General features: G+C 59.9%; 15 protein-coding genes. 9 read left to right on the top strand and 6 right to left on the bottom strand.

Annotated elements, in window-relative coordinates:
- The first annotated feature begins 19 nt into the window (after nt 1-19).
- The 4 genes from IH881_02095 to IH881_02080 all read left to right on the top strand — a co-directional run bounded on the left by IH881_02095 (nt 20) and on the right by IH881_02080 (nt 8,779).
- Nucleotides 20-547: an ACT domain-containing protein gene (locus IH881_02095; GenBank protein MCH7866457.1), complete on the top strand. Its 528-nt coding sequence runs from the start codon at nt 20-22 to the stop codon at nt 545-547.
- A 348-nt stretch (nt 548-895) separates the two neighbouring features.
- Entirely contained in the window at nt 896-3,202 is a 2,307-nt protein-coding gene (locus IH881_02090; GenBank protein MCH7866456.1) for a thioredoxin family protein, read from the top strand.
- Nucleotides 3,203-3,312: 110 nt separating this feature from the next.
- A complete protein-coding gene (locus IH881_02085) occupies nt 3,313-6,435 on the top strand; it encodes a HEAT repeat domain-containing protein (protein ID MCH7866455.1) in 3,123 nt (1,040 codons plus the stop codon).
- Between the two features lie 121 nt (nt 6,436-6,556).
- Nucleotides 6,557-8,779, top strand: coding sequence for a thioredoxin domain-containing protein (locus tag IH881_02080; protein MCH7866454.1), 2,223 nt, complete (start codon nt 6,557-6,559; stop codon nt 8,777-8,779).
- Here the strand turns inward: IH881_02080 and IH881_02075 are convergent, their stop codons facing one another.
- A complete protein-coding gene (locus IH881_02075) occupies nt 8,780-9,748 on the bottom strand; it encodes a HupE/UreJ family protein (protein ID MCH7866453.1) in 969 nt (322 codons plus the stop codon).
- 130 nt (nt 9,749-9,878) lie between these two features.
- On the opposite strand from IH881_02075, the gene IH881_02070 reads away from it, so the two are divergent.
- On the top strand, nt 9,879-10,736 hold the full coding sequence (locus tag IH881_02070) for an SDR family NAD(P)-dependent oxidoreductase (protein ID MCH7866452.1): 858 nt from the start codon (nt 9,879-9,881) through the stop codon (nt 10,734-10,736).
- Between the two features lie 21 nt (nt 10,737-10,757).
- Here the strand turns inward: IH881_02070 and IH881_02065 are convergent, their stop codons facing one another.
- Both IH881_02065 and IH881_02060 read right to left on the bottom strand, forming a co-directional pair.
- Nucleotides 10,758-11,339 (bottom strand): hypothetical protein, encoded by a 582-nt coding sequence (locus tag IH881_02065; GenBank protein MCH7866451.1) that lies wholly within the window; start codon nt 11,337-11,339, stop codon nt 10,758-10,760.
- Nucleotides 11,340-11,540: 201 nt separating this feature from the next.
- A complete protein-coding gene (locus IH881_02060; GenBank protein MCH7866450.1) occupies nt 11,541-12,437 on the bottom strand; it encodes a hypothetical protein in 897 nt (298 codons plus the stop codon).
- 187 nt (nt 12,438-12,624) lie between these two features.
- On the opposite strand from IH881_02060, the gene IH881_02055 reads away from it, so the two are divergent.
- The 4 genes from IH881_02055 (at nt 12,625) to IH881_02040 (ending at nt 16,028) form a co-directional block, all read left to right on the top strand.
- Complete coding sequence (locus IH881_02055) at nt 12,625-13,614, top strand: calcium/sodium antiporter (protein ID MCH7866449.1); 990 nt, start codon at nt 12,625-12,627, stop codon at nt 13,612-13,614.
- Nucleotides 13,615-13,709: 95 nt separating this feature from the next.
- Entirely contained in the window at nt 13,710-14,486 is a 777-nt protein-coding gene (locus tag IH881_02050) for a DUF481 domain-containing protein (protein ID MCH7866448.1), read from the top strand.
- 5 nt (nt 14,487-14,491) lie between these two features.
- Complete coding sequence (locus IH881_02045; protein ID MCH7866447.1) at nt 14,492-15,100, top strand: hypothetical protein; 609 nt, start codon at nt 14,492-14,494, stop codon at nt 15,098-15,100.
- 223 nt (nt 15,101-15,323) lie between these two features.
- On the top strand, nt 15,324-16,028 hold the full coding sequence (locus IH881_02040; GenBank protein MCH7866446.1) for a urate hydroxylase PuuD: 705 nt from the start codon (nt 15,324-15,326) through the stop codon (nt 16,026-16,028).
- Between the two features lie 108 nt (nt 16,029-16,136).
- Here IH881_02040 and IH881_02035 read toward each other — a convergent pair whose 3' ends face one another.
- The 3 genes from IH881_02035 to IH881_02025 form a co-directional block, all read right to left on the bottom strand.
- On the bottom strand, nt 16,137-17,852 hold the full coding sequence (locus IH881_02035) for a DUF885 family protein (protein MCH7866445.1): 1,716 nt from the start codon (nt 17,850-17,852) through the stop codon (nt 16,137-16,139).
- 25 nt (nt 17,853-17,877) lie between these two features.
- Nucleotides 17,878-18,744, bottom strand: a complete 867-nt coding sequence (locus IH881_02030) for a sterol desaturase family protein (GenBank protein ID MCH7866444.1) — start codon at nt 18,742-18,744, stop codon at nt 17,878-17,880.
- 68 nt (nt 18,745-18,812) lie between these two features.
- A complete protein-coding gene (locus IH881_02025; GenBank protein MCH7866443.1) occupies nt 18,813-19,517 on the bottom strand; it encodes a hypothetical protein in 705 nt (234 codons plus the stop codon).
- Between the last annotated feature and the right edge of the window lie 121 nt (nt 19,518-19,638).

Raw genomic sequence — 19,638 nt, 5'->3', positions numbered from 1 at the left:
GAGCGAGAGGCATCGCAGCATGAACATTTCCTTCGTCATGACACTGCTGGGCAAAGACCAGCCGGGGATCATCGAAGCCATTTCGGCGGTCGTGGAGGCCCACGGCGGCAACTGGCAGGAGAGCCAGATGGCGCGGCTCGCTGGCCGCTTCACGGGCTTCATCAGCATCAGCGCACCCGAGGCCAACGCCCTGGACCTCGAGAAATCTCTGCTCGCCCTGGCCCACGATGAACTCGACCTGCGGGTTGAACGCGTCGACAAGACCATCCCCGAGGCAGCGGTCAGGCGGGCCTCGCTCGAGATTCTCGGACAGGACCGGCCCGGCATCTTGCGCGAAATTACGGCGGCGCTCTCCTCCGCGGGAGTCAATGTGACTCGGCTCAACACCGGCTGCACCAGCGCACCCATGTCCGGGGAGACCCTGTTCCGCGCTGAAGCGGAGTTGCTCTGTCCGGCCACGCTCAGCTTCGAAAGCCTGCGAGAAGCCTTGGAGCAGCTCGGTCAGGACATGATGGTCGACATCACCCTGGACGAGACCCGCGACTGAACCAGACACACGCTAGATCTGTTCTCGCTGCCCTCGACTTGCACTATAGAATCCGTCGCGTTCGGTCGAAGATCCAGCCGAGATGTCTGCTGCGAAAAAACCGAACTGCCCTCACTGCAAACACTTCTTCGTCACCTGGACGAACGAATTTCCCCGCGGTTGTCGTGCGTATGGATTCCGTTCGCCGGAATATCCCTCGGTCGTTGTCGTGCGCGAGTCGGGAATTTCGTGCCAGCTATTCGAGGAGCGAGAGACCACTCCAGTCGAAGGACGTTCGATCCGCGAGGGGCGCCTCGTCCACTGATTCAATTTCTGGCGAGTCCGGTACACTTTGCCCCGGTTGTGAGAATGACACGTCGTAGCGCACTTATCCGTCACATCGAAAACCTGCGCGCAGGAATGATCCAATGCTCCGCGATCGCTCTGGTCGTGCTGTGCTCGAGTGCAGGCGTGTCGGTCGGCGCGATGCCCGCCCCCGAGGTGCCCGAGGGAGCCTTTGGTGAATCTGCGATCCACGAGAAGCGGCCCCAAGTTACTGCGCGGCTGCTGGTCGAATCCGAGGCCATCTCGACCGACGTGCCGTTTCGGATCGGCGTGCTGTTCGAGATGCAGCCGGGTTGGCACATCTACTGGCGCAACCCGGGCGACTCCGCACTGCCTACCCGCATCTCGTGGCAAGTCGACGACGCGACCCTGAGCGCCCTGCAATGGCCGGCCCCCAGTGTCTTCCACGAAAATGACGGAGACTTCACAACCTACGGCTACGCCGATCAAGTCCTGCTCAGCAATCGGATCACGATTCATTCCCGCATTGATGGACCCGTCTACCTCGGCACCAAGATCAATTTCCTGGTCTGCAAGGAAGTCTGCATACCCGGCGCAATCGCCCTCGAACGCAGCTTGCGGCTCGGCGCGCCGCCGGATCCCGATCCCGAAGTGCGGAAAATCTTCGACGCCTACGAAGCACAGATACCGATCTCTGCACGCAGTCACGAACTGGACGTCGCGACGCTTCTCTCACAAAGCGCAATCCGGCCCGGTGACTCTTTCTTGCTCGGAGTCGGCATGCGCAGCTGCCCCATCCCCAGCCAATGCGATCGGTTTGCGCTACAGGCCATGGATCCCGCCGCGATCTTTATCCCGTATGCCCAGACAAATCCCTCCCTGCGGCCGCTGGGCGTTCAGGGTTTCCCCGGCTCGATGGACGGATTTCTGTTGGCGCTTCGAGGACACATAGCGTTGGACGCCCCTTCGCGCAGCGAGGATCCGTTGCGCGGAATCCTCGCGCTTGCCGGCGCTGGCTATGTCGAAGTCGAACTTCCACTTCCCGTCGTCGCAAGCAAAAGCGAGATCGAACTCCTCACTACAGACTGGCTCGACCCGATCGTATTGGAGCGCCCTCTCCAGTCATCATCGATCGGCTTGATTTATGCCCTGGCTCTTGCCCTGCTGGGCGGGTTGATCCTCAACTTGATGCCGTGCGTGCTCCCGATTCTGGCCATCAAGGTCGTGGCTCTTTCTGAACTCGCCCAGCAAGAACGCAAACAAGTCTACGCCCACGGTTTTGCGTACGCCGCGGGCATTCAGGCTTCGATGGCTCTGCTGACGGTCTTTGTCCTCGCCCTGCGCCAGGCGGGGATCTCGGTGGGTTGGGGGTTCCAGTTTCGCGAACCCGTTTTTCTCGCCGCGATCGCGGTCCTGGTCGTGTTGTTTGCCTGCAATCTTTTCGGGATGTACGAAATCAACCTCAATACTTCGCGACTCGATCAGCTCGGGCGCGAAGCAACGGGACCTCGACGCAGCTTCTTCGACGGTTTCCTCGCCGTGGCCCTCGCCACTCCATGCTCTGCGCCGTTCCTCGGAACCGCGGTTGGCTTTGCCTTTGCCGGAGGCACCCTCGAGATCGCGTCGGTGTTTGCGGGCATTGGCCTGGGTCTGGCCCTGCCCTTCATCGCGGTATCTCTCGTCCCCGGGCTGTCGCGCTTCATTCCTTCCACGGGTTCGTGGATGAAACCCATGCGCACGGCGCTCGGCATGGCCCTGCTCGCGACGGGATTCTGGCTGCTCTGGATACTGGAGCGCATCGTCGGACTCGAATCCCAACTCGCCGTGCTGGGGCTTCTGCTCGCGGTCGGATTTGGAGCTTATGGTTTGGGACGCCTTCAAGAGTCGCGTCGCCAACGCCCTCTGCGAAGCATCGTCGCGGCCTTCGCCGCGCTCATCGTCGCAGTCGTGGCCTTGATCCCACTTCAACCCCTCAAAGCCGAGTTGCGCAACCATTCCGACAGCGCCATTGCCTGGCGGGCATTCGATTCGGTAGCCATCGCCGACGAGCTGCGGGCAGGGCGGCCGGTGTTCGTCTACTTCACTGCTGACTGGTGCATCACCTGCAAGGTCAACGAACGCCTGGTGCTACACGACGAAACCGTGCTCGCTGCGCTGGAACAACTCGACATTGCAGTCTTTCGCGGCGATTGGACGCTGCGCGACGAAGCCATTCGCCGAGAACTCGCGCGACACGGCAAGGCCGGCGTTCCGGTCTATCTGGTCTACAGCCCCGATCATCCCGCGCGCCCGAGCGTGCTGCCCGAATTGATCACCGTAGATCTGATCGTCAATGCCCTCAAACGGGCCGTTCCCCGAAAGTCGAGCTAGCCTGCCAGGACGAGGGACATGAATTGCTGTGGACCACCGACCCAGTCGGGTCGCAACACCAATTCGGAACCAGCGTAGACTGAGATTGTAAATTGCCGATGGAGTCGGGAATGGCCGAGGGACAGTCTCTGTACTGGCGCTTGATGCCCTCCGTTCGCGCTACGGAGCGGGATCGTTTCCTGTTCTTCTTTCAGCTCTCGGCCTTGCTCACCCTGGCGCAGACCCTGGGACTCGCGGGCAGCGAGGCACTATTCCTCGAACGGGTCGGTCCCGCAGCACTGCCGCTGGTCTTCGTGCTCGCTCCGATCGCAACCGTGTTGGGCTGCGTCAGTTATGCGACGATCGTCGGGAGCGTGCGCAACGACCGGCTCTTTATCCGGCTTCTGATCACCGCCGGGGTCGCCCTCGGCACGGGCACACTGCTGCTTCAACTCGAACTACCCGGAGTGTTGCACGCCCTCTTTTGTGCCGCCTACCTGACCCAGGCAATCTTGATCAATCTCCACTTCTGGACGTTTGCGGCGGACTTCTTCGACACCCTGCAGAGCAAACGCCTCTATCCCTATCTCGTCGTGGGCGCGAGTGCAGGCGGTGCGCTGGGGGGTACGCTCGCCGCGCTCGGCGGACTCGCCTTTCCAGCCGAGACGCTGATTCTCGGCTGGTCCATCACCCTGCTGGTAGCGGCTGGCGTCGTCTATCGGCGTCAGTCGGATCTGCAGCGCTGGCGGACCCTCGGAGTCGAAGAGAAAGACGAAAGTTCTGCTGCGGGATTGCAGGGAGCGCTTCGCTTCTTGAATCGCTCTCCGCTGGCGGGTTGGATCGCGATCTCGATTGTCGGAATGATCTCGGCCCTGTTTGTCATTCAATATCTCTATATGAAGATCTTCAGCGAAGCTTTCGATTCGGCAGAGACGCTGGCGGTCTTTCTCGGGACTTATCTCGCGCTGAGCAACCTCGCCGAGATCTTCATCGGAACAGTTGTGACCCCGCTGCTGATAAAACGACTGGGGGTTCCCGGTACGACCCTGGTCCACGCGCTGCTGACCCTGCTGGTGTTTCCTCTACTCTGGTTCTATCCGGTGCTGGTGGCCGCAGTCGCAGCCCGCGCCGTGCGCGAGTTGGTCGAAACTTCGATGGCCGCACCGGTTCGACAACTCTCCTACAACGCACTGCCATTCCGCTTTCGCGGTCGGGTGCGGGCCTTGCTCGAAGGGGTCGTTCTATTCGCCGCCATGGCGATGGTCGGGCTGGCACTGATTGCGCTGGGCGAAAATGCCAACTTGCTCTGGCTTTGCAGCCTCGGCGCTGGCATGAGTCTGGTCTACCTGTCTGCAGGCCTGATCGTGCGGCGCGAGTATCTGCGGGGTTTCATTCTCGAGCTTCGCCACGGCCGCCTGGATCTCGATATCGAACTTGGGCAGGGAGTTCTCGCAAGTCTGGCGCAACAGTGGGAAGGCCTGTTGATGGACGAGCGCAAGTATCCGTCACAGAGTCTGCTCAAGCTGGCGGCGGAGTTTTCGAAACACGGGTTCGGCCAGGTGGTCCTGCGCGCCAGCCATCATCCCCACAAGAAAGTTCGGATCACTTGCATTGAAGCACTCGCGAGTTTTGACCCCACTCGTCTGATCCAAAGCTTGCCGGTTGCACTGACGGACAAAGAGGTTGACGTTCGCCTGGCGGCGGTTCGGGCTGCGGGCTCGCTCGAGCCGCGCCCGACCCAAATCGAAGCGCGATTGCAATCTTGCCTCCGGGACAGCGACCCTCGCGTGCGGGCCCAGGTCGCTCAATTTTCAGGCCCTCCCGGCGAAGCGGTTCTCGAAGCGCTGCTCGAAAGTAAAGATCCCGCAGAGATCGTTGCCGCTCTCGAGTGTCTCCCCGCCGCCATGTCTCCCAGCGCCGAGGGCCTGCTCGAGCATTCCGATCAACACGTTCGCGCGGCGGCGCTTTCGACTTCCGCCCCGCATCGGGCCGAAGATGCGCCCGCTCGGCTCGACCGGATTCTCGACGCCATGGCGGACGCGGATCCAGAGGTTCGGCAGGCCGCTGCCCGAGCGCTACCCAACTTCGGAAGCGAGCGGCGAATCATTCGCTGTCTGGCGGACGCCCTCGACGATTCGTCCCATGCAGTGCGGGATGCTGCGGCCCGAAGTCTCGCATTGCTCGGCGAACAAGGGGTCCGGGCGGCACTGTCTCAACTGACGAGCTTGCGCCGCTGGACCGCCGAAGCCGCACTAGAGGTCATCGATCGAGCGGATGACATCCATAGCCGCCATCACCTCGCAGGGGTCTATCGAACATGCGTTCTCGATGCCTGGAAGCTCTATGCCGGCATTGAGATCGCCCCGATCGAACCCACCCTCGAAGCACACTTTCTCCGAGTGGCGTTGCAAAACGCCTACCGGAACAAGGTGTGGTTGGCCTTCCGAATCCTGGCGGTGCTCGAAGATCCATCGGTCGTGAAGAGCGTAAAGCAGATTCTGGACCGTGGATCGAATCGCGATCGAGCCGATGCCCTCGAGGTTCTCAGCAATCTAGGGGAGCGGGAGACGTCCGATCAGTTCGCGCTACTGCTCGAAGCCGGCCCCTTCCAAGACAAGCTATTGAATGCAGCTAGCTTCGTGCTGGCGCCGCAGGATCTTCATGAAGTTCTCGATCAGGCCGATCAATCGGAAGACCGCTGGTTGCGATTGGCCGCCGGGCCCTATATTTCGCTCAGATCCTCTAGCCGGAGCGAAGGCGATCTCGAACAAAATCAACAAGCGGACAACCCACAACCCGATCTACAATCCCAACACGAGGTCGATCTCATGCAAAGACTTCTCGCCCTGCGCAAGGTTCCCCTGTTTACCGAGTTGAGTCTCGAACGGCTGGAAAGCATCCATCAACTCATGCACGAATCCAATTACCTGGCCGGAGAGTGTGTCGTGCGCGAGGGCGATATCGGCGACGACCTGTTCATTCTTCTCGAAGGTGAACTCGAGATCTACAAGAACCATGGCACCCCCGACGCGCGACTCTTGAACACGCTGACCCCTGTCGCGTACATGGGCGAAATGGCCATACTCGACGATTCGGAGCGCAGTGCGACGGCGATTGCGTCCAAAGACTCGCGCCTTTTGAGTCTGGGCGGAGATACCTTCAAGGAGATCGTGCTACAGACCCCTGAGATCTCGTTCGAGATCTTCAAGGTATTGACGGCGCGCATCCGTGCCGCCGAAATGCGTCGAGAGTAATGGGATCAATCGGCATCGCTTTAGGAGTTTGTTTATGTTGCGTGCGTCAACCACCTTTCTCATCGTGCTCATCGCCATGTCGAGCACAGCTGAGGGCAAGAGCCCGGTGAACCTCGAATCGATTCCCAAAGCTGCCCCCGGTGCACCGGCGCTCCCGGACGAGGTCCGGCGCACCCTGGCCGAACATCTGGCCAACAAGGGATCGGACTATGTTCCGAGAACCCGCAATCTTTCGACGGACGGCGCGCCTCTGTTCACCAATCGCCTGCTGCTGGAAACCAGCCCCTATCTTCAACAGCACGCACACAATCCCGTCAATTGGTTTCCCTGGGGCGACGATGCCTTCGCTACCGCAAAACGCCTGAAGCGACCCGTCCTCGTCAGTATCGGATACTCGACCTGCCATTGGTGCCACGTCATGGAAGAAGAGTCGTTCGATGATCCAGCTCTCGCCGCGTATTTGAATGCGAACTTCATCGCGATCAAGATCGACCGCGAAGTTCGCCCGGACATCGACGCCATTTACATGGCGGCCGTGCACGCGATGGGAATCAGTGGCGGCTGGCCTCTCAACGTTTTCGTCACCCCGGAACGCAAGCCCTTCTACGGCGGCACCTATTTCCCCCCAACCCCTCGCGGCGGGCGACCGAGTTTTCGCCAAGCCCTCGAAGCCATTTCCAGCCAGTACGCTGAAAATCCCGCACGCTTTGAACAACAGGCCGACCAACTCGCGGATTACATCCGTAAAAATCTCGCAGGCAGCATCGCTACCACCAGTGAAGCCATTCCCACCGATGCCCTGCGAAATCTCGCCCAGCATTACAGCGACCACTCGGACCCGACCTGGGGTGGGATGAATCGCGCGCCGAAGTTCCCCTCGTCTTTGCCAGTGCGCTTCCTGTTGCGCTATGCGAACCGCACGGGTGACGAGCGCTCGGTTGAAATCGCCAGCCTGGCCCTCGAAAAAATGGCCGCCGGAGGGATTCACGACCAGGTGGGGGGCGGCTTCCACCGCTATTCCACCGACACGAAGTGGCTGGTGCCGCACTTCGAAAAGATGCTCTACGACAACGCCCTGCTCGCCCAGGATTACCTGGAGGCGTGGCAGAAAACCAAGCGACAGTCGTTTGCCGACGTCTGCAAAAAGACACTCCGTTATGTCGCCAAGGAGATGACGGCCCCAGGCGGCGCATTCTTTTCTGCGACCGACGCCGACAGCATGAATCTTCAGGGCGAATCAGAAGAAGGCTATTTCTTCAGTTGGACCCCGGCAGAGATCAACGAGGCGATCGGCCCAAAGCGAGCCAAGGAGATCGAGGCCTACTACGGCGTTACGTCCCTGGGCAACTTCGAGAGTCGAAACATCTTTCGCGTCTGGCGCAGCGATGCTGAAGTCGCTGCGGAACTCGGGATTGGCGTGGACACCCTGCTCGAGAACCTCGCCAGCGCACGGGCGCAACTCTACGAAACCCGCAGCCAGCGCCCTGCCCCGCTGCTCGACGACAAAGTCCTGGTCGGTTGGAACGGTTTGATGATTTCGGCCTTTGCCCGCGCCGGTTTCGCCTTCGACGACGCGGACTTCATTGCTCGCGCGGCCACTGCGGCCCAGTTCATACTCGATAACATGCGGCGAGAGTCGCGACTCGTTCGGGTCTTCAAGGACAACACTGCCTCGGGGCCGGCGTTTCTCGAGGACTACGCCTTCTTCATCAAAGCTTTGCTCGATCTATACGAAGCCCAGCCAGAGCCACGATGGCTGCAAGAAGCCATCGCGCTGCAGTCGGTACTCGACCGGCACTATCTGGACACCCAGGGCGGCGGCTACTTCAAGACGGCCGACGACGCTGAAAAACTGCTCGTACGCGAAAAGTCGGGCCACGATGGTGCGATTCCATCGGGTAACTCGATTGCAGCGCTCAACCTGATGCGGCTGTACGTCTATACCGGCGAAGTCGGATACCAGGAATCAGCTGAAATGCTGCTGGCCGCGTTTCATGGCTCGCTGGTCAGTAGCCCGAGTGGAGTCGCAGAGATGTTCCTCGCCGTGGACTACCAACTCGACACGCCGAAGGAGATCATCGTGGTCAGCACCGGACCCGGTCCCGATCTCGACGCGATGCTCGCTCCACTGCGGAGTGCATTCCTGCCCAACCGCACGTTGTCCGTCGTCGTTCAGGGCGTCGATCTCGAAGCCCACGCAAAGCTCTCCCCCATGCTGAAGAACAAGCGAGCGCGGCGCGGCAAGGTCACGGCGTATGTCTGCGAGAATCGCGTCTGCAAATTTCCCACGGAGTCGCCGAGCGAGTTCGCCCGTCAAATCGCAGAGATCAATCCGTATCCCTGATCAAAACAGCGCGGCGCCGCGCTCGAGCATCCAAAAAACGGCCAGGGACCCGATTGCATACGCGGACACGCGATCGACCCAGACTCGACGCACCGGCGTCTTCCGAAGCGATGCAATGATCCCGAGCATGACGGCGATGAAGGCCAACTGCCCCGCTTCAATGCCGAGGTTGAAGAACAACAAGGCCGACGGGATTTCGTCGCTGGGCAACCCGGCTTCCCGCAGCGCCCCCGCAAACCCCAACCCGTGCAGCAAACCGAAACCGAAGGACGCGAACCACGGGTGCTCGCGCAACAGCGATCTCACCCGCTGATCTCGGCGCACCAACTCGAGGGCCACCACCACCAGGCTGATCGCGATGCCTACCTCAACCCATTGTTGCGGAACGTGAATCAGGTCAAAGATTGCGAACCCGAGGGTCAGGCTATGTCCGAGGGTAAAGGCGGTGATCGCACCGAGGAGTTTGCGGGTCCCGACGATCAACAGCAGCAATCCCATGATGAACAACAAGTGGTCGGGGCCCAACGCAATGTGTTCAAAGCCCAGTTTGAGGTAGCTGCGCGCAACTCCCCGACCCGCGACGACCTGAAACTCGGTCGCGTCGGACGGGATCAATCCCTTGGCCACGCGACCGTCGGCAAACACGACCCGGATCAATGCGTTGGTGCGGCTGCGGTCGAGCCCCGAAATTCCGAGCGTCGAGCCGTCCATACCCTGCGCTCCGCAATCGACCCGCCAGCGCTCTTCCAACGAGGTCGCCAGCACCTCGGCCGACTTCTCTGTGATCGCGAGGCAACGCGCAGGCAATCGAGGCTCGAGTTCGACCCCTGGCGCGCGTAAATTCGGCGTCTTCCAGCGAACCGTATAGACACCGTCCACCTGCTCGCGCATTTCTAGCAGAGAAGGCGCTAGCGGATGAGCCTGGACGCTGGAAGCATCGACGCCAACCACGACAAAAGCAACAACCACCCAAACGGTACATTCGCAGAGTTTTCGTACGACGGTTTTGCAGCGGGAGCCCATTTCGCGGAGCTTAGTCGATCGCTACCGCGGCAGGGTTGTGAGATACTGGGGTTCCCAATTGACGAGGATGCTTCCAATGCAGAATTTTGTAGACAAAGTTGCGGTCGTCACCGGTGCGGCGAGTGGCATTGGTCGAGCTCTGGCGGTGAAGTTTGCCGATGTGGGTTGCCACCTGATGCTCGCCGACATGGACGACGCCGGTTTGGAAGAGACCCGTGCGCTGATCGAAAAACCCGGCGTAAAGATCGAAGTGCACCACTGCGATGTCAGTCGTCAAGACTCCGTAGACGCATTCGCCGACGCTGCGTTCAGTGCATTCGGCGCGGTCCACATTCTGTGCAACAACGCCGGCGTTCTCAGTGGGGGATTGTGTTGGGAAGTCGACATCAAAGATTATCAGTGGCAGCTGGGCGTAAACACCTTCGGAGTCGTGCACGGGGTTCGCAGCTTCGTCCCGAGGATGCTCGCCCAGAACACCCCTGGCCATGTGGTGAACACCGCTTCCATGGCGGCCCTCACCACGATGCCCTTTGCCGGGGCATACCACATGAGCAAACACGCCGTGCTGGCCTTCAGCGAATGCCTCTACCACGAAATGAAAGTCACCCAGAGCAAACTCGGCGTTTCGGTCCTGTGCCCGGAGTTGATCAACACGGGGATCGCAGAATCTGAACGCGTTCGACCCGAAAGCTACAAGAACGCGGACGGCGCACCGCCGATCACCCAATCGGGCAAGCTGGTGGTTGGCGCGCTGGCCGACGGCATCGCCAAAGGCGGCCTCGATCCTTCCGTGATGGCAGACCGAGTCTTCGAAGCGATTCAACAGGACCGTTTTTACATTCTGGCGGAGGACAGTTGGCGGGACGCCTGCAACACCCGCCTCGAGGACATCCGTCTGGGTCGCAATCCGACCTTTTCGCCGCCCAGCCTCTAACGCCCGGGGGTCATGCGCGGTCTAGAACTTTCCGCGAACCGCGAGCACTGCAGAAGCGTTGACCCGGCTCGCGAACGTGTCGCCGTCCCTGACGTCGACCTTGTTCGGCGAGTAGCCAGCAGCGAGGTTCAGGCTCAAGACCCATACCCGCAGACCAAAGCCACCGGTGGTATTGCCAATGACTCCGTCCTCAGTTGCACCCAACTCAAGTAGTTGCGCCTCCAGGTCCGCGAGGGTGGCAGTCGCGCCTGCGTCGAGCCCCATATCGGCTTCCAGTTGCGTGACAAGGGTGTCGAATTCTGAACTGCCAACGAGATCTTCGAGCTCATCGATCGTTCTGATGATATCTCCCTCCGCGGTAGCCATGATGTCAGCATTGAGCGCCACGTCGTAAGACTGGGCGTACCCGAGTGCGGCGGGGTTCCAATACGAAGCGAACGAATCGTTGACCGCCGCAACGCCGGCACCGCCCATTCCCTGATAGCGCGCGCCCACGAAGGCCCATTCACCGGCGGTCGCCGGACTGTTGCCGACCAAACCGAGGACTACACCAAGTACCCCGAGCAAGGCGGAACTGGGTCGTCGTCGAGTCCACTGGATCATGAATAACTCCTCAAGCGTCGCGCACTCACCGTTTTGGACTTTGGCACGTGGTTATCACGCCACTATCTCTCGTCCTCTCGTCCGGTACTGCGAAAGCCTGAGCACATTCAGATTTTAGATCACATTCCATACTCTTGGCGTGATCGGGGTCACAGTTTCGTGTTCCGCGTGGCTACTACCGCAGACAAGTTGCTCAAGGGTTCACTCGACCTCGAGGGTCAGGAGAAATATCCGCTTGTCTTCACTGGATCGTGTCGAAATGCGGGTTGAATAAAACTTGCCGCCCTTTTTCTCAACCCGACTCGACTGTGCGAGAGACCCGATCGCGACAGTTTCGCCGGGGTCGACGATCAGGGTCGTCGTAGCGTTCGAGAATTCGACCCGACCCGCGTCGTCAACCGTCGCCTCTGTGTTGGTGAACTCCAACTGGATGCGCCCGTTGCCGAGTACCCGTGGACTGGCGCTAAATCCGCGTTCGGCTGTGGCGCTGCCCAACACGACGCGACCCAACAGATCGCGTCCCTCGAGCGGTACCGTTCGGCCGCGCCCGACATGCCCAACCTGTCCACTCAAAATTCGCAGCCGGCCGGAAAAGGCCTCGCTCTCGCCCGTTCGATAGAACCGGCCTCTGACCTCCGCCGATGACGAACCCATTGACGCGTTCGCTGAAGAAACCGACACCCTCCCCACCCCCATTCCGACTTCGATTTCCCAGTCAATCTCGAGCCCTGCCCGAGCGAGTTCCGAAAGAGCGAGGCTCTGGTAGTGGATGAGCACCACAGGCGTCCGGCGATCTTGCCGCTTCAACAAGGCCAGCGCTTCATCCACGATACCCCTGGGCCCGATCAAGATCACCGAGTTGCTTCGGGCGTCGAGGGTCGCAGATCCTTCCGATCCAATCGCTGCCTGGGCCACGGGCATGAGTTCTTCCGCGATTCGATGGTTGGGAACGAAGACCTCAGTGACACGTTGCGCTCGGGCGCTCGACGGGCCGAGCATCAGAAGCAGGGCCAGCACAATTCTAAAGTGACGCATGTCGAGGAAGATACCCGACTTGATTGTCGCGAACGTCTGAATCCGGCAACTCCAGGTTCTCATTGCTGCTGCCCGAGTGGCTGGAATGACCGGAATCGCCGCCGAACGCGCTCCAGCCGATGTCAACGGGACTGCAATGGACGACTTCGAGATTTTGTCCTATCTCGTACCCGACAAGCATGAATACTGAACATCCCGACCCCCACTCTCGCCAGCCAGTCCCCCGCGACGACTCGGAATACGGACGCCAATGCTGATCCATCTACTGCAAATGGTCGGCGGCATGACGATTCTCGTGCTCGGGGGCGACCTGATGGTGCGCGGCGCCTCATCCCTGGCGCGATCCCTCGGCATCTCGCCCCTGGCCGTCGGACTGACGGTCGTGGCCTTCGGCACCAGCGCCCCCGAACTTGCCGTCAGTCTCGGAGCGGCATTCAACGGCTCAGGAAATCTCGCGTTCGGCAACATCTTTGGTTCGAACCTGGCCAACATCGGGTTGATCATCGGCCTCTCGGCGCTGATTCGCCCGCTTCCGATCGATGGGCTCGTCACCCGGCGCGAATTGCCCATGATGATCCTCGCGGTCGCTGCGGCGTCCGTCATGGCGAGCGATGTCTTGCTCGGCGAAAGCGTCGCTCAATACTCTCGCAGTGACGGACTGATTTTCCTTCTCTTCTTCGTCGTGTTCATCTTCTACACGGTCGGGGATCTGATCAGGCAGCGTTCGGCAAAGAATCGCAGCATCGCAAACGGCGACGCCGTTCCCGAACAAGTTTCAGATGCTGCGACGAGCAAACACGTATCCCGAGACCTAACCCAGATCGTCATCGGTCTCGTCGGCCTGCTCCTCGGTGCTCATTTCACAGTCGACGGCGCTGTCGCAGTCGCCCTGATCCTGGGCGTTCCCGAAGTCGTTGTGGGCCTGACGGTGGTTTCCGTCGGAACCAGTCTGCCCGAACTGGTCGCCACGTTATCCGCGGTCCGCCGGGGTGAGTTGGCAATCGCGGTCGGGGGCGTCGTCGGATCCAACATCTTCAATATCTTGCTGGTCTGCGGCTTGACCTCCGTGGTCATGCCCATCGTAATTCCGATGGGTGGATTGCTGGATCTCGCCATCACGGCGGTTCTCTCACTCGCGCTTCTGTTGGTCGCGCGGACCCATAGCCGCCTGATTCTGCGCTGGGAAGGTGCTGGACTACTTTTGAGTTACCTGACCTACATGGTGTGGCGATCTCTTTAGATGAATCTCCGAATCGAGCCATCCAATTGAATTCGACTGCGGATATGGATCCAGCTCCCCGTGCCCCTACGCTTCACATCGAGAGGTAACCCATCGTGCGCGACACAGTCCTGTTGATCGCGCTTTCGCTTGCGCTCCTGATCCCCGCCGCGGCAATCGCAGAAGCTGACGACACACCACGGCCAGGGCTTTTCGGCACTTCGTTTCTCGAGGGGTGGACGCGCAGCCTGGGGATTGGACTCAGTGGTTCGAACGGTCCGATCGACGAATTGAAATTGATCGCGGACGCGAAGGGGAAGTACGAAGACGAGAAGCATCGTCGCAAAATCAGCTCACAGTTCTATCTTTCAAAAGTGGACTCGGATGAGGACGATACGGACCGTAAGGTCTTCGTCGAGTACGAAGAAACTTGGAAGCCTTTCGCCAACTATTTTTTTCTACTGGGACTTTCGCGCTACGACAATGATCTACTCGAAGTATGGGACCATCGCATCAGTGTCTCCATCAGCGTCGGTTCTGAGCTTGTTTCAACCGAGAATCTCACGCTTCGCGCCAGCGTTGGCGGCGGACTCAACCATGTCTGGGAACTCGACGACAAACTTGACACCGCGCAGACTTCCCCAGAAGGTGTCGTGCGACTCGATGGCAGCTACGCGATCATGGAAGACGTAAGTTTTTCGACCACTCACACCTACTATCCCAACTTCGACGACACCAAGGAATTCCGTGTGATCTCCGACGCAGAATTCAAAGCTGACATCGGAGACAAGGGTGGCCTCACCACGAGTATCGGCGTCTCGAACGAATACGACTCACTGAAGGTCGGCGAGAACGACCTCCACTACTACCTCCGGCTCGGTTATGACTTCTAGTTGTCATGAGTGAGTCGTCGAAATCCACTCGAAGCTGTGGAGCCTGCTCGCTGTGTTGCACGGTGCTTCGCGTCGACGAACTCAAGAAGCTCGGCGGCGTCGATTGCCAGCACCAGTGTAAACCGGGCGCATTCGATGAACCCAAGGTCTTGGGTTGCGCGATTCACGAGCGTCGACCGCAGATCTGTCGCGACTACCACTGTCTCTGGGTTTCCGGTGGACTCACAAACGAAGACCGTCCCGACAAGCTAGGTGCGGTCGTCGACATCCTGACCCTGGGTGCGGAGACTCGCCTCTCAATCCAGGAAGCTCGTCCCGGTGCCTACGACACTTCTGCGAGGTTGCAGGAAATTGCCGCGCAGTATCGCGAGAGCATGCCCGTGCGGGTTGTCGAAGCCGGAAATTTTCTTGATCCCGACCGTCCATTTCGCGTCATGCTGGCCCGCGGCGAAGAACATCGGGTCTCGGGCGAATGGACGACCATTCAACGTCCGGGCGAAGCACCGACTCGCCACCGCCTGCCGTTGCCGGCGCGTCTTGTGAGACGCGCTGCAATTTGGTTTCGCCAGCGAAGAATTGCGGGAAGTCTGAACGCTCCGCCCGAAGATCAATAGATCGGATCGCGCTCCTAGTAGTGGTCCTATTCCCCCTCGATTGACTAACAATTCGCTGCCAACTCGCCACTTTGTTCTCATTCAAAAGCCGTTTTAGAACAAATTGCCGATATAATGTTCGCGAATTTTCCCCGGTGAGAAGCTCGACGGGGACGAGCAGCTTGAACGTCAGCCAACACGCCATCGACCGCAAAGGTCGATCCGGTCATCGAGGAGATGTCAAATGGAACTCGTTACAACCCTTGGAGGTTGGGAATTTCTCGTTCGCTACCTCCACTTTCTGGCGGGAGTCCTCTGGATTGGTGTGCTCTGGTATTTCAACTTCATCCAGACGCCCTTCTTTGGCAGTGAGCTCGGAGGCCAGGCCAAGAGTGCCATGACCCGCGGCCTCGTCCCCAACGCACTCTGGTGGTTTCGTTGGGGTGCGATGTTCACCTTCCTTTCCGGCCTCATTCTGATTGCCTTCAAGTTGCACGCCGGCATCAGTCTGGGCGATGGCTACATGACGCGCATCCTCACCGGAGCCCTGATGGGTACCTTCATGTGGGCCAACGTCTGGTTCGTGATCTGGCCCGCCCAGCAGGTTGTGATCGCCAATGCAGAAGCCGTGGCGGGAGGCGGCGACGCCAACCCCGACGCCGCAGCCGCGGCGGGCCGCGCGGGAATGGCCTCGCGCACCAACACCCTGTTTTCGATCCCGATGCTTTTCTTCATGGGTTCGGCCAGTCATCTGCAGACATTCAACAACGGAGACAATGACGCGACATATTGGATAGTCGCCGGCGCGATCATCCTGGCAGCCGAGGCACAAGCCTTGATCGGCCCCGGAGCCCCAACCCAGAAGCCGCTCACGAGCGTTTCGGGCACGATCCACGCGGGACTCGCTCTAACCGTAGTGCTCTATCTAGCAGGCGTACTGATCAACTAAGCCTTAGGTAAGGCCCCGCGTACAGAACAGCAAAAAAGAGAGGCCCGGTGCATTCCACCGGGCCTCTCGCATTTCCAAAATCCACCACCCCTCCCCACCCAAAGCACCCTACAACAATCCCTGTTCAACAAACACCTTCCGCAAGAAGCTCACAGGCATATTGCCCGCGTGCAAATACACTTCGTGAAACTTGCGATCGAGCGCCAAACCGCTCAATGATCCAGCCGGCCCCTTCGCAACATCGCGTTTCAATTCCCAGACAAGTCGATTGCCCGTGAGATACGACAGTGGATAGCCGCGCTCCTGGGAATACCAGTTCAACTCGCCTTCAATGCGGCCCGGAGCAAACCCCGTCACTGCGCGCAGCAGAGCGCCCGCAGCGATGAACGGATCGTCTGCATCCAGTTCGCGCTCGCCCTCATCGTCGAATTCGACACCCACCGAGAGAAAGTTCCGATTCCCCGTCATGAAGAAGAGATCGATCGCCACCCGGGCGCCAATCCGGTTCGTATCCCGCTTGGCGACGAACCGGGCCTCGTCCGTGAGTTCGCCCATGTATCCGACGTCGAGCATGTAGTCTTCGAGCATGGTGGTCCAACCCTCGGCTTGATCCATCGCGCTCACGTGCCGGCGAATCACCGACGGATGCGCCGAGGCGGTGGCGAGTTGCAGGTGATGACCGGGAATGCCCTCGTGAATCATCATGCCGGGTACGTCGAGGTCACAGTGGCGTGCCACCAGTTCATCGCTCAGTGTCAGGTAGATCAGACTGGTGCGGACGCCCTCGCGAAACGGCGCGGGGGAAACCATCGCGCCCGCCGGGATCGAGGGGGCCATGAAACCGGGGGTTCGCAGGATCTTCATGTCCTGTTCTTTGAAAATCGGAAACAGATCGTGTTCGGCTATGAAGGCGAGCACTTTTTCGCGCTCCTGCTCGTAGCGCGCGAGGATCCAGTCCGGATTTAGTTGCTCGGGCTTCGGCGCGAAGCGCTTTCGGAGTTCGCTCTCGACTTCTTCGATCGAGGCACTGCGCTCGAGTCCGTACTTTTTCGCCAGACGCCCACGCAACTCGGAAAGCGTCGCGGCGTTTTCCGCAAGATAGTCCCGGGCCATTTCGTGAAGCTCTTCGAGAGATTTTTCGATCCCCCGCAAGGCAACGATCTCCCGGGCGACGTCGGTTTCGAGGTGGAGTTCACAATGGGTTTCGAGCGACGCCAATTTCTCGCTGTAGTGCACGAGTGCCGCCTCTGCTTCGGCACGCGCCTTTTCAAACGCGCTGTGATCCGACCAGGACGTAGACGCGGACCAGTCCGCAAGCGTCGAAAAGAGACTCGGCAACTCTCTCACTTTTTCGAGATCCATCGCGCGCCAGCGTTCGAGCGGGGTGCCGAGGCGGCCCTGCAACGCCTGGAGATAGTTCGGAACCGCCTGAAGTCGCGAAAGGATATTTTTCAGTCGCTGCTCGGCGGGACGCGGATCGTTGATGAAGAGCATGAAGATCCCATCACCGATGTCTTCCGCGGCGCTGGGCAAATGTTCCAGGCGTGTCTGTCCTTGGAATCGGTAGGAGTCGGCGTGTATTTCGGCGCGCAGACTCAGCGCCGCGAGGTCGAGATCGAGACGCCGATCGAAACTCGACGCCTCCCGTTGAATTTTCGGGATCCCTTTCAGCAGCGAGCGCGCTCGGGTGAGTCGAGCGGGAATTCCCGCGAGGCTTGGATCCGGCAACGCACCCAGGTTCCGGTCGACCCCCAGGTTCACGCAGGCGTTTGGATCCTGTGTCCTGTGATCGTGAAAACTGTCGACAAACGCGTCGAACTCCATCTTCCCAGTTCTCCCATTTCAAGCCTCACATCGCCGCTTCGCGTAGATTCCGCAACTGCTTCGAGGTCAGCCCGGTACCGTCGGCCCGCCAGCCGGGCGCCCGAAATACAGTTCCCCAACACTCCCGGATGGAGCGCGCTTGCAGTAGATCTCCAGCGATCGCCCGCCACTCGTGAAACGCGATCGCAATCGGATTAAAGCTCTCGAGATTCTTGGTGAGTCCGTAGTCCACGACCTCGACTTCGGGTTCGAAGCTCCCGAACAAGCGATCCCATACGATCAAGATCCCCGCGTAGTTGCGATCGAGATACTGAGGATTGCGTCCGTGATGTACGCGGTGGTGCGACGGCGTATTGAAGATCCATTCGAAGGCCCCAAGTTTCCGAATCAGCTCTGTGTGCAGCCAGTACTGATACAGAAGACTGATCGCCTGGGCGGTCAAGACCATGCCGGGCGCAAAGCCAATCAATGCCAACGGCGCCCAGAACAATGAGCCGGTGATCGGAGTCGTCCAGGATTGACGCAGGGCCGTCGACAGGTTGTAGTAGCGACTCGAATGATGATTCACGTGGGCGGCCCAAAAAAATCGGGATTCGTGATGGAAACGATGGAACCAGTAGTAACAGAAATCTTCCGCCACGAAGAGCACCGCAAAGGACCAGACCGAAGACTCGATCTCAAACAACGCAAAGCTGTAGATGAAGAAGTAGAAGGGAACGACGGCCGTCTTGACCAGGGCCGAGAAGATCACATTGCCAACGCCCATTGCGAGGCTCGCCCAGGCGTCACGTGGTTCGTAACCCACCAGATCTGAGCGCCTTCTGAGCGCAAGGATCTCGAGCAAAAGCGTGAGTGCGAAGAACGGAATGGCGTAGTAGACGATCGTCGACATGGTTACGAAATCAGTATAGACCGTGACAGACGATCAGCATGGGACGAGAATGAGCGGAGTCGCGAAGCTCAGGGAACAGAGGCGAGCTGCCAGGTGCCCGAGCCGGGGTCCCAGATCTGGACATCCACGTCTCCCCAAGGCGAGAGCACGACGGCATAGTCGTCCGTGGAGCTGTGGAGATACACGGTTCCCGCGCCAGAACCCGCAGCACCGCTTAGCCCGGAATCTGCTGAAAACGAGTGGGGAGCGCCGTCGGCGCGAAACATCAACCGCCGCACCCGGCCGACCTGGCCCCTGGCCTGCACAAAACTCCACGCTCCTGTGAGTTGGTCCGCAGCGTCGCCATTGGCGGGCATTGTCGCCAATGCGCTGCCCCATGCCACGATCCCGTCGGCATCGACGGGCACCGAGGCGACGTATTCGGAGTCGGATTCCCTCCCGTCTCCATCGCGATCCCGGATCAGCAACGCCATCACCGGGGCTCCCTGATCATTCGTAATCTGACCACTGGTGCTATCGATTTCAAACAGGACGATGTGATCGTCGCCGGTCTGGATCGCTTCTTCCCGAGCGAGGAGCAGCAGGCCCTCGAGACCCCGAACCGTGACATCCGCCAACTCGCGATGGGGAACGGATTGAATACCTGGAACCGCAGCAACCGCGAGCAGGAAGGCGACCGAGATCCCCAGCAGCCACTCGACCCCGCCACCACGGGTTTGCGTTTTGGTTTCCTGTGAATCGTTTTGCGAATCGGGTTCGACGTCAGCCATCATGAAGCCTCCAATGCCCCCTCTGTAAATCGGCTTCAGAGGACAAGAAGCTGAGGGAATTCTCGAACACAAACGTGCACTCTTGCTAGCTCGCTGCGCACGGGTGAGCTGTCTCGCATGGCTC

The organism is Myxococcales bacterium, from assembly GCA_022563535.1.
Lineage (GTDB): Bacteria > Myxococcota_A > UBA9160 > UBA9160 > UBA4427 > DUBZ01.
This window is presented reverse-complemented; position numbering and strand designations above follow the sequence as displayed.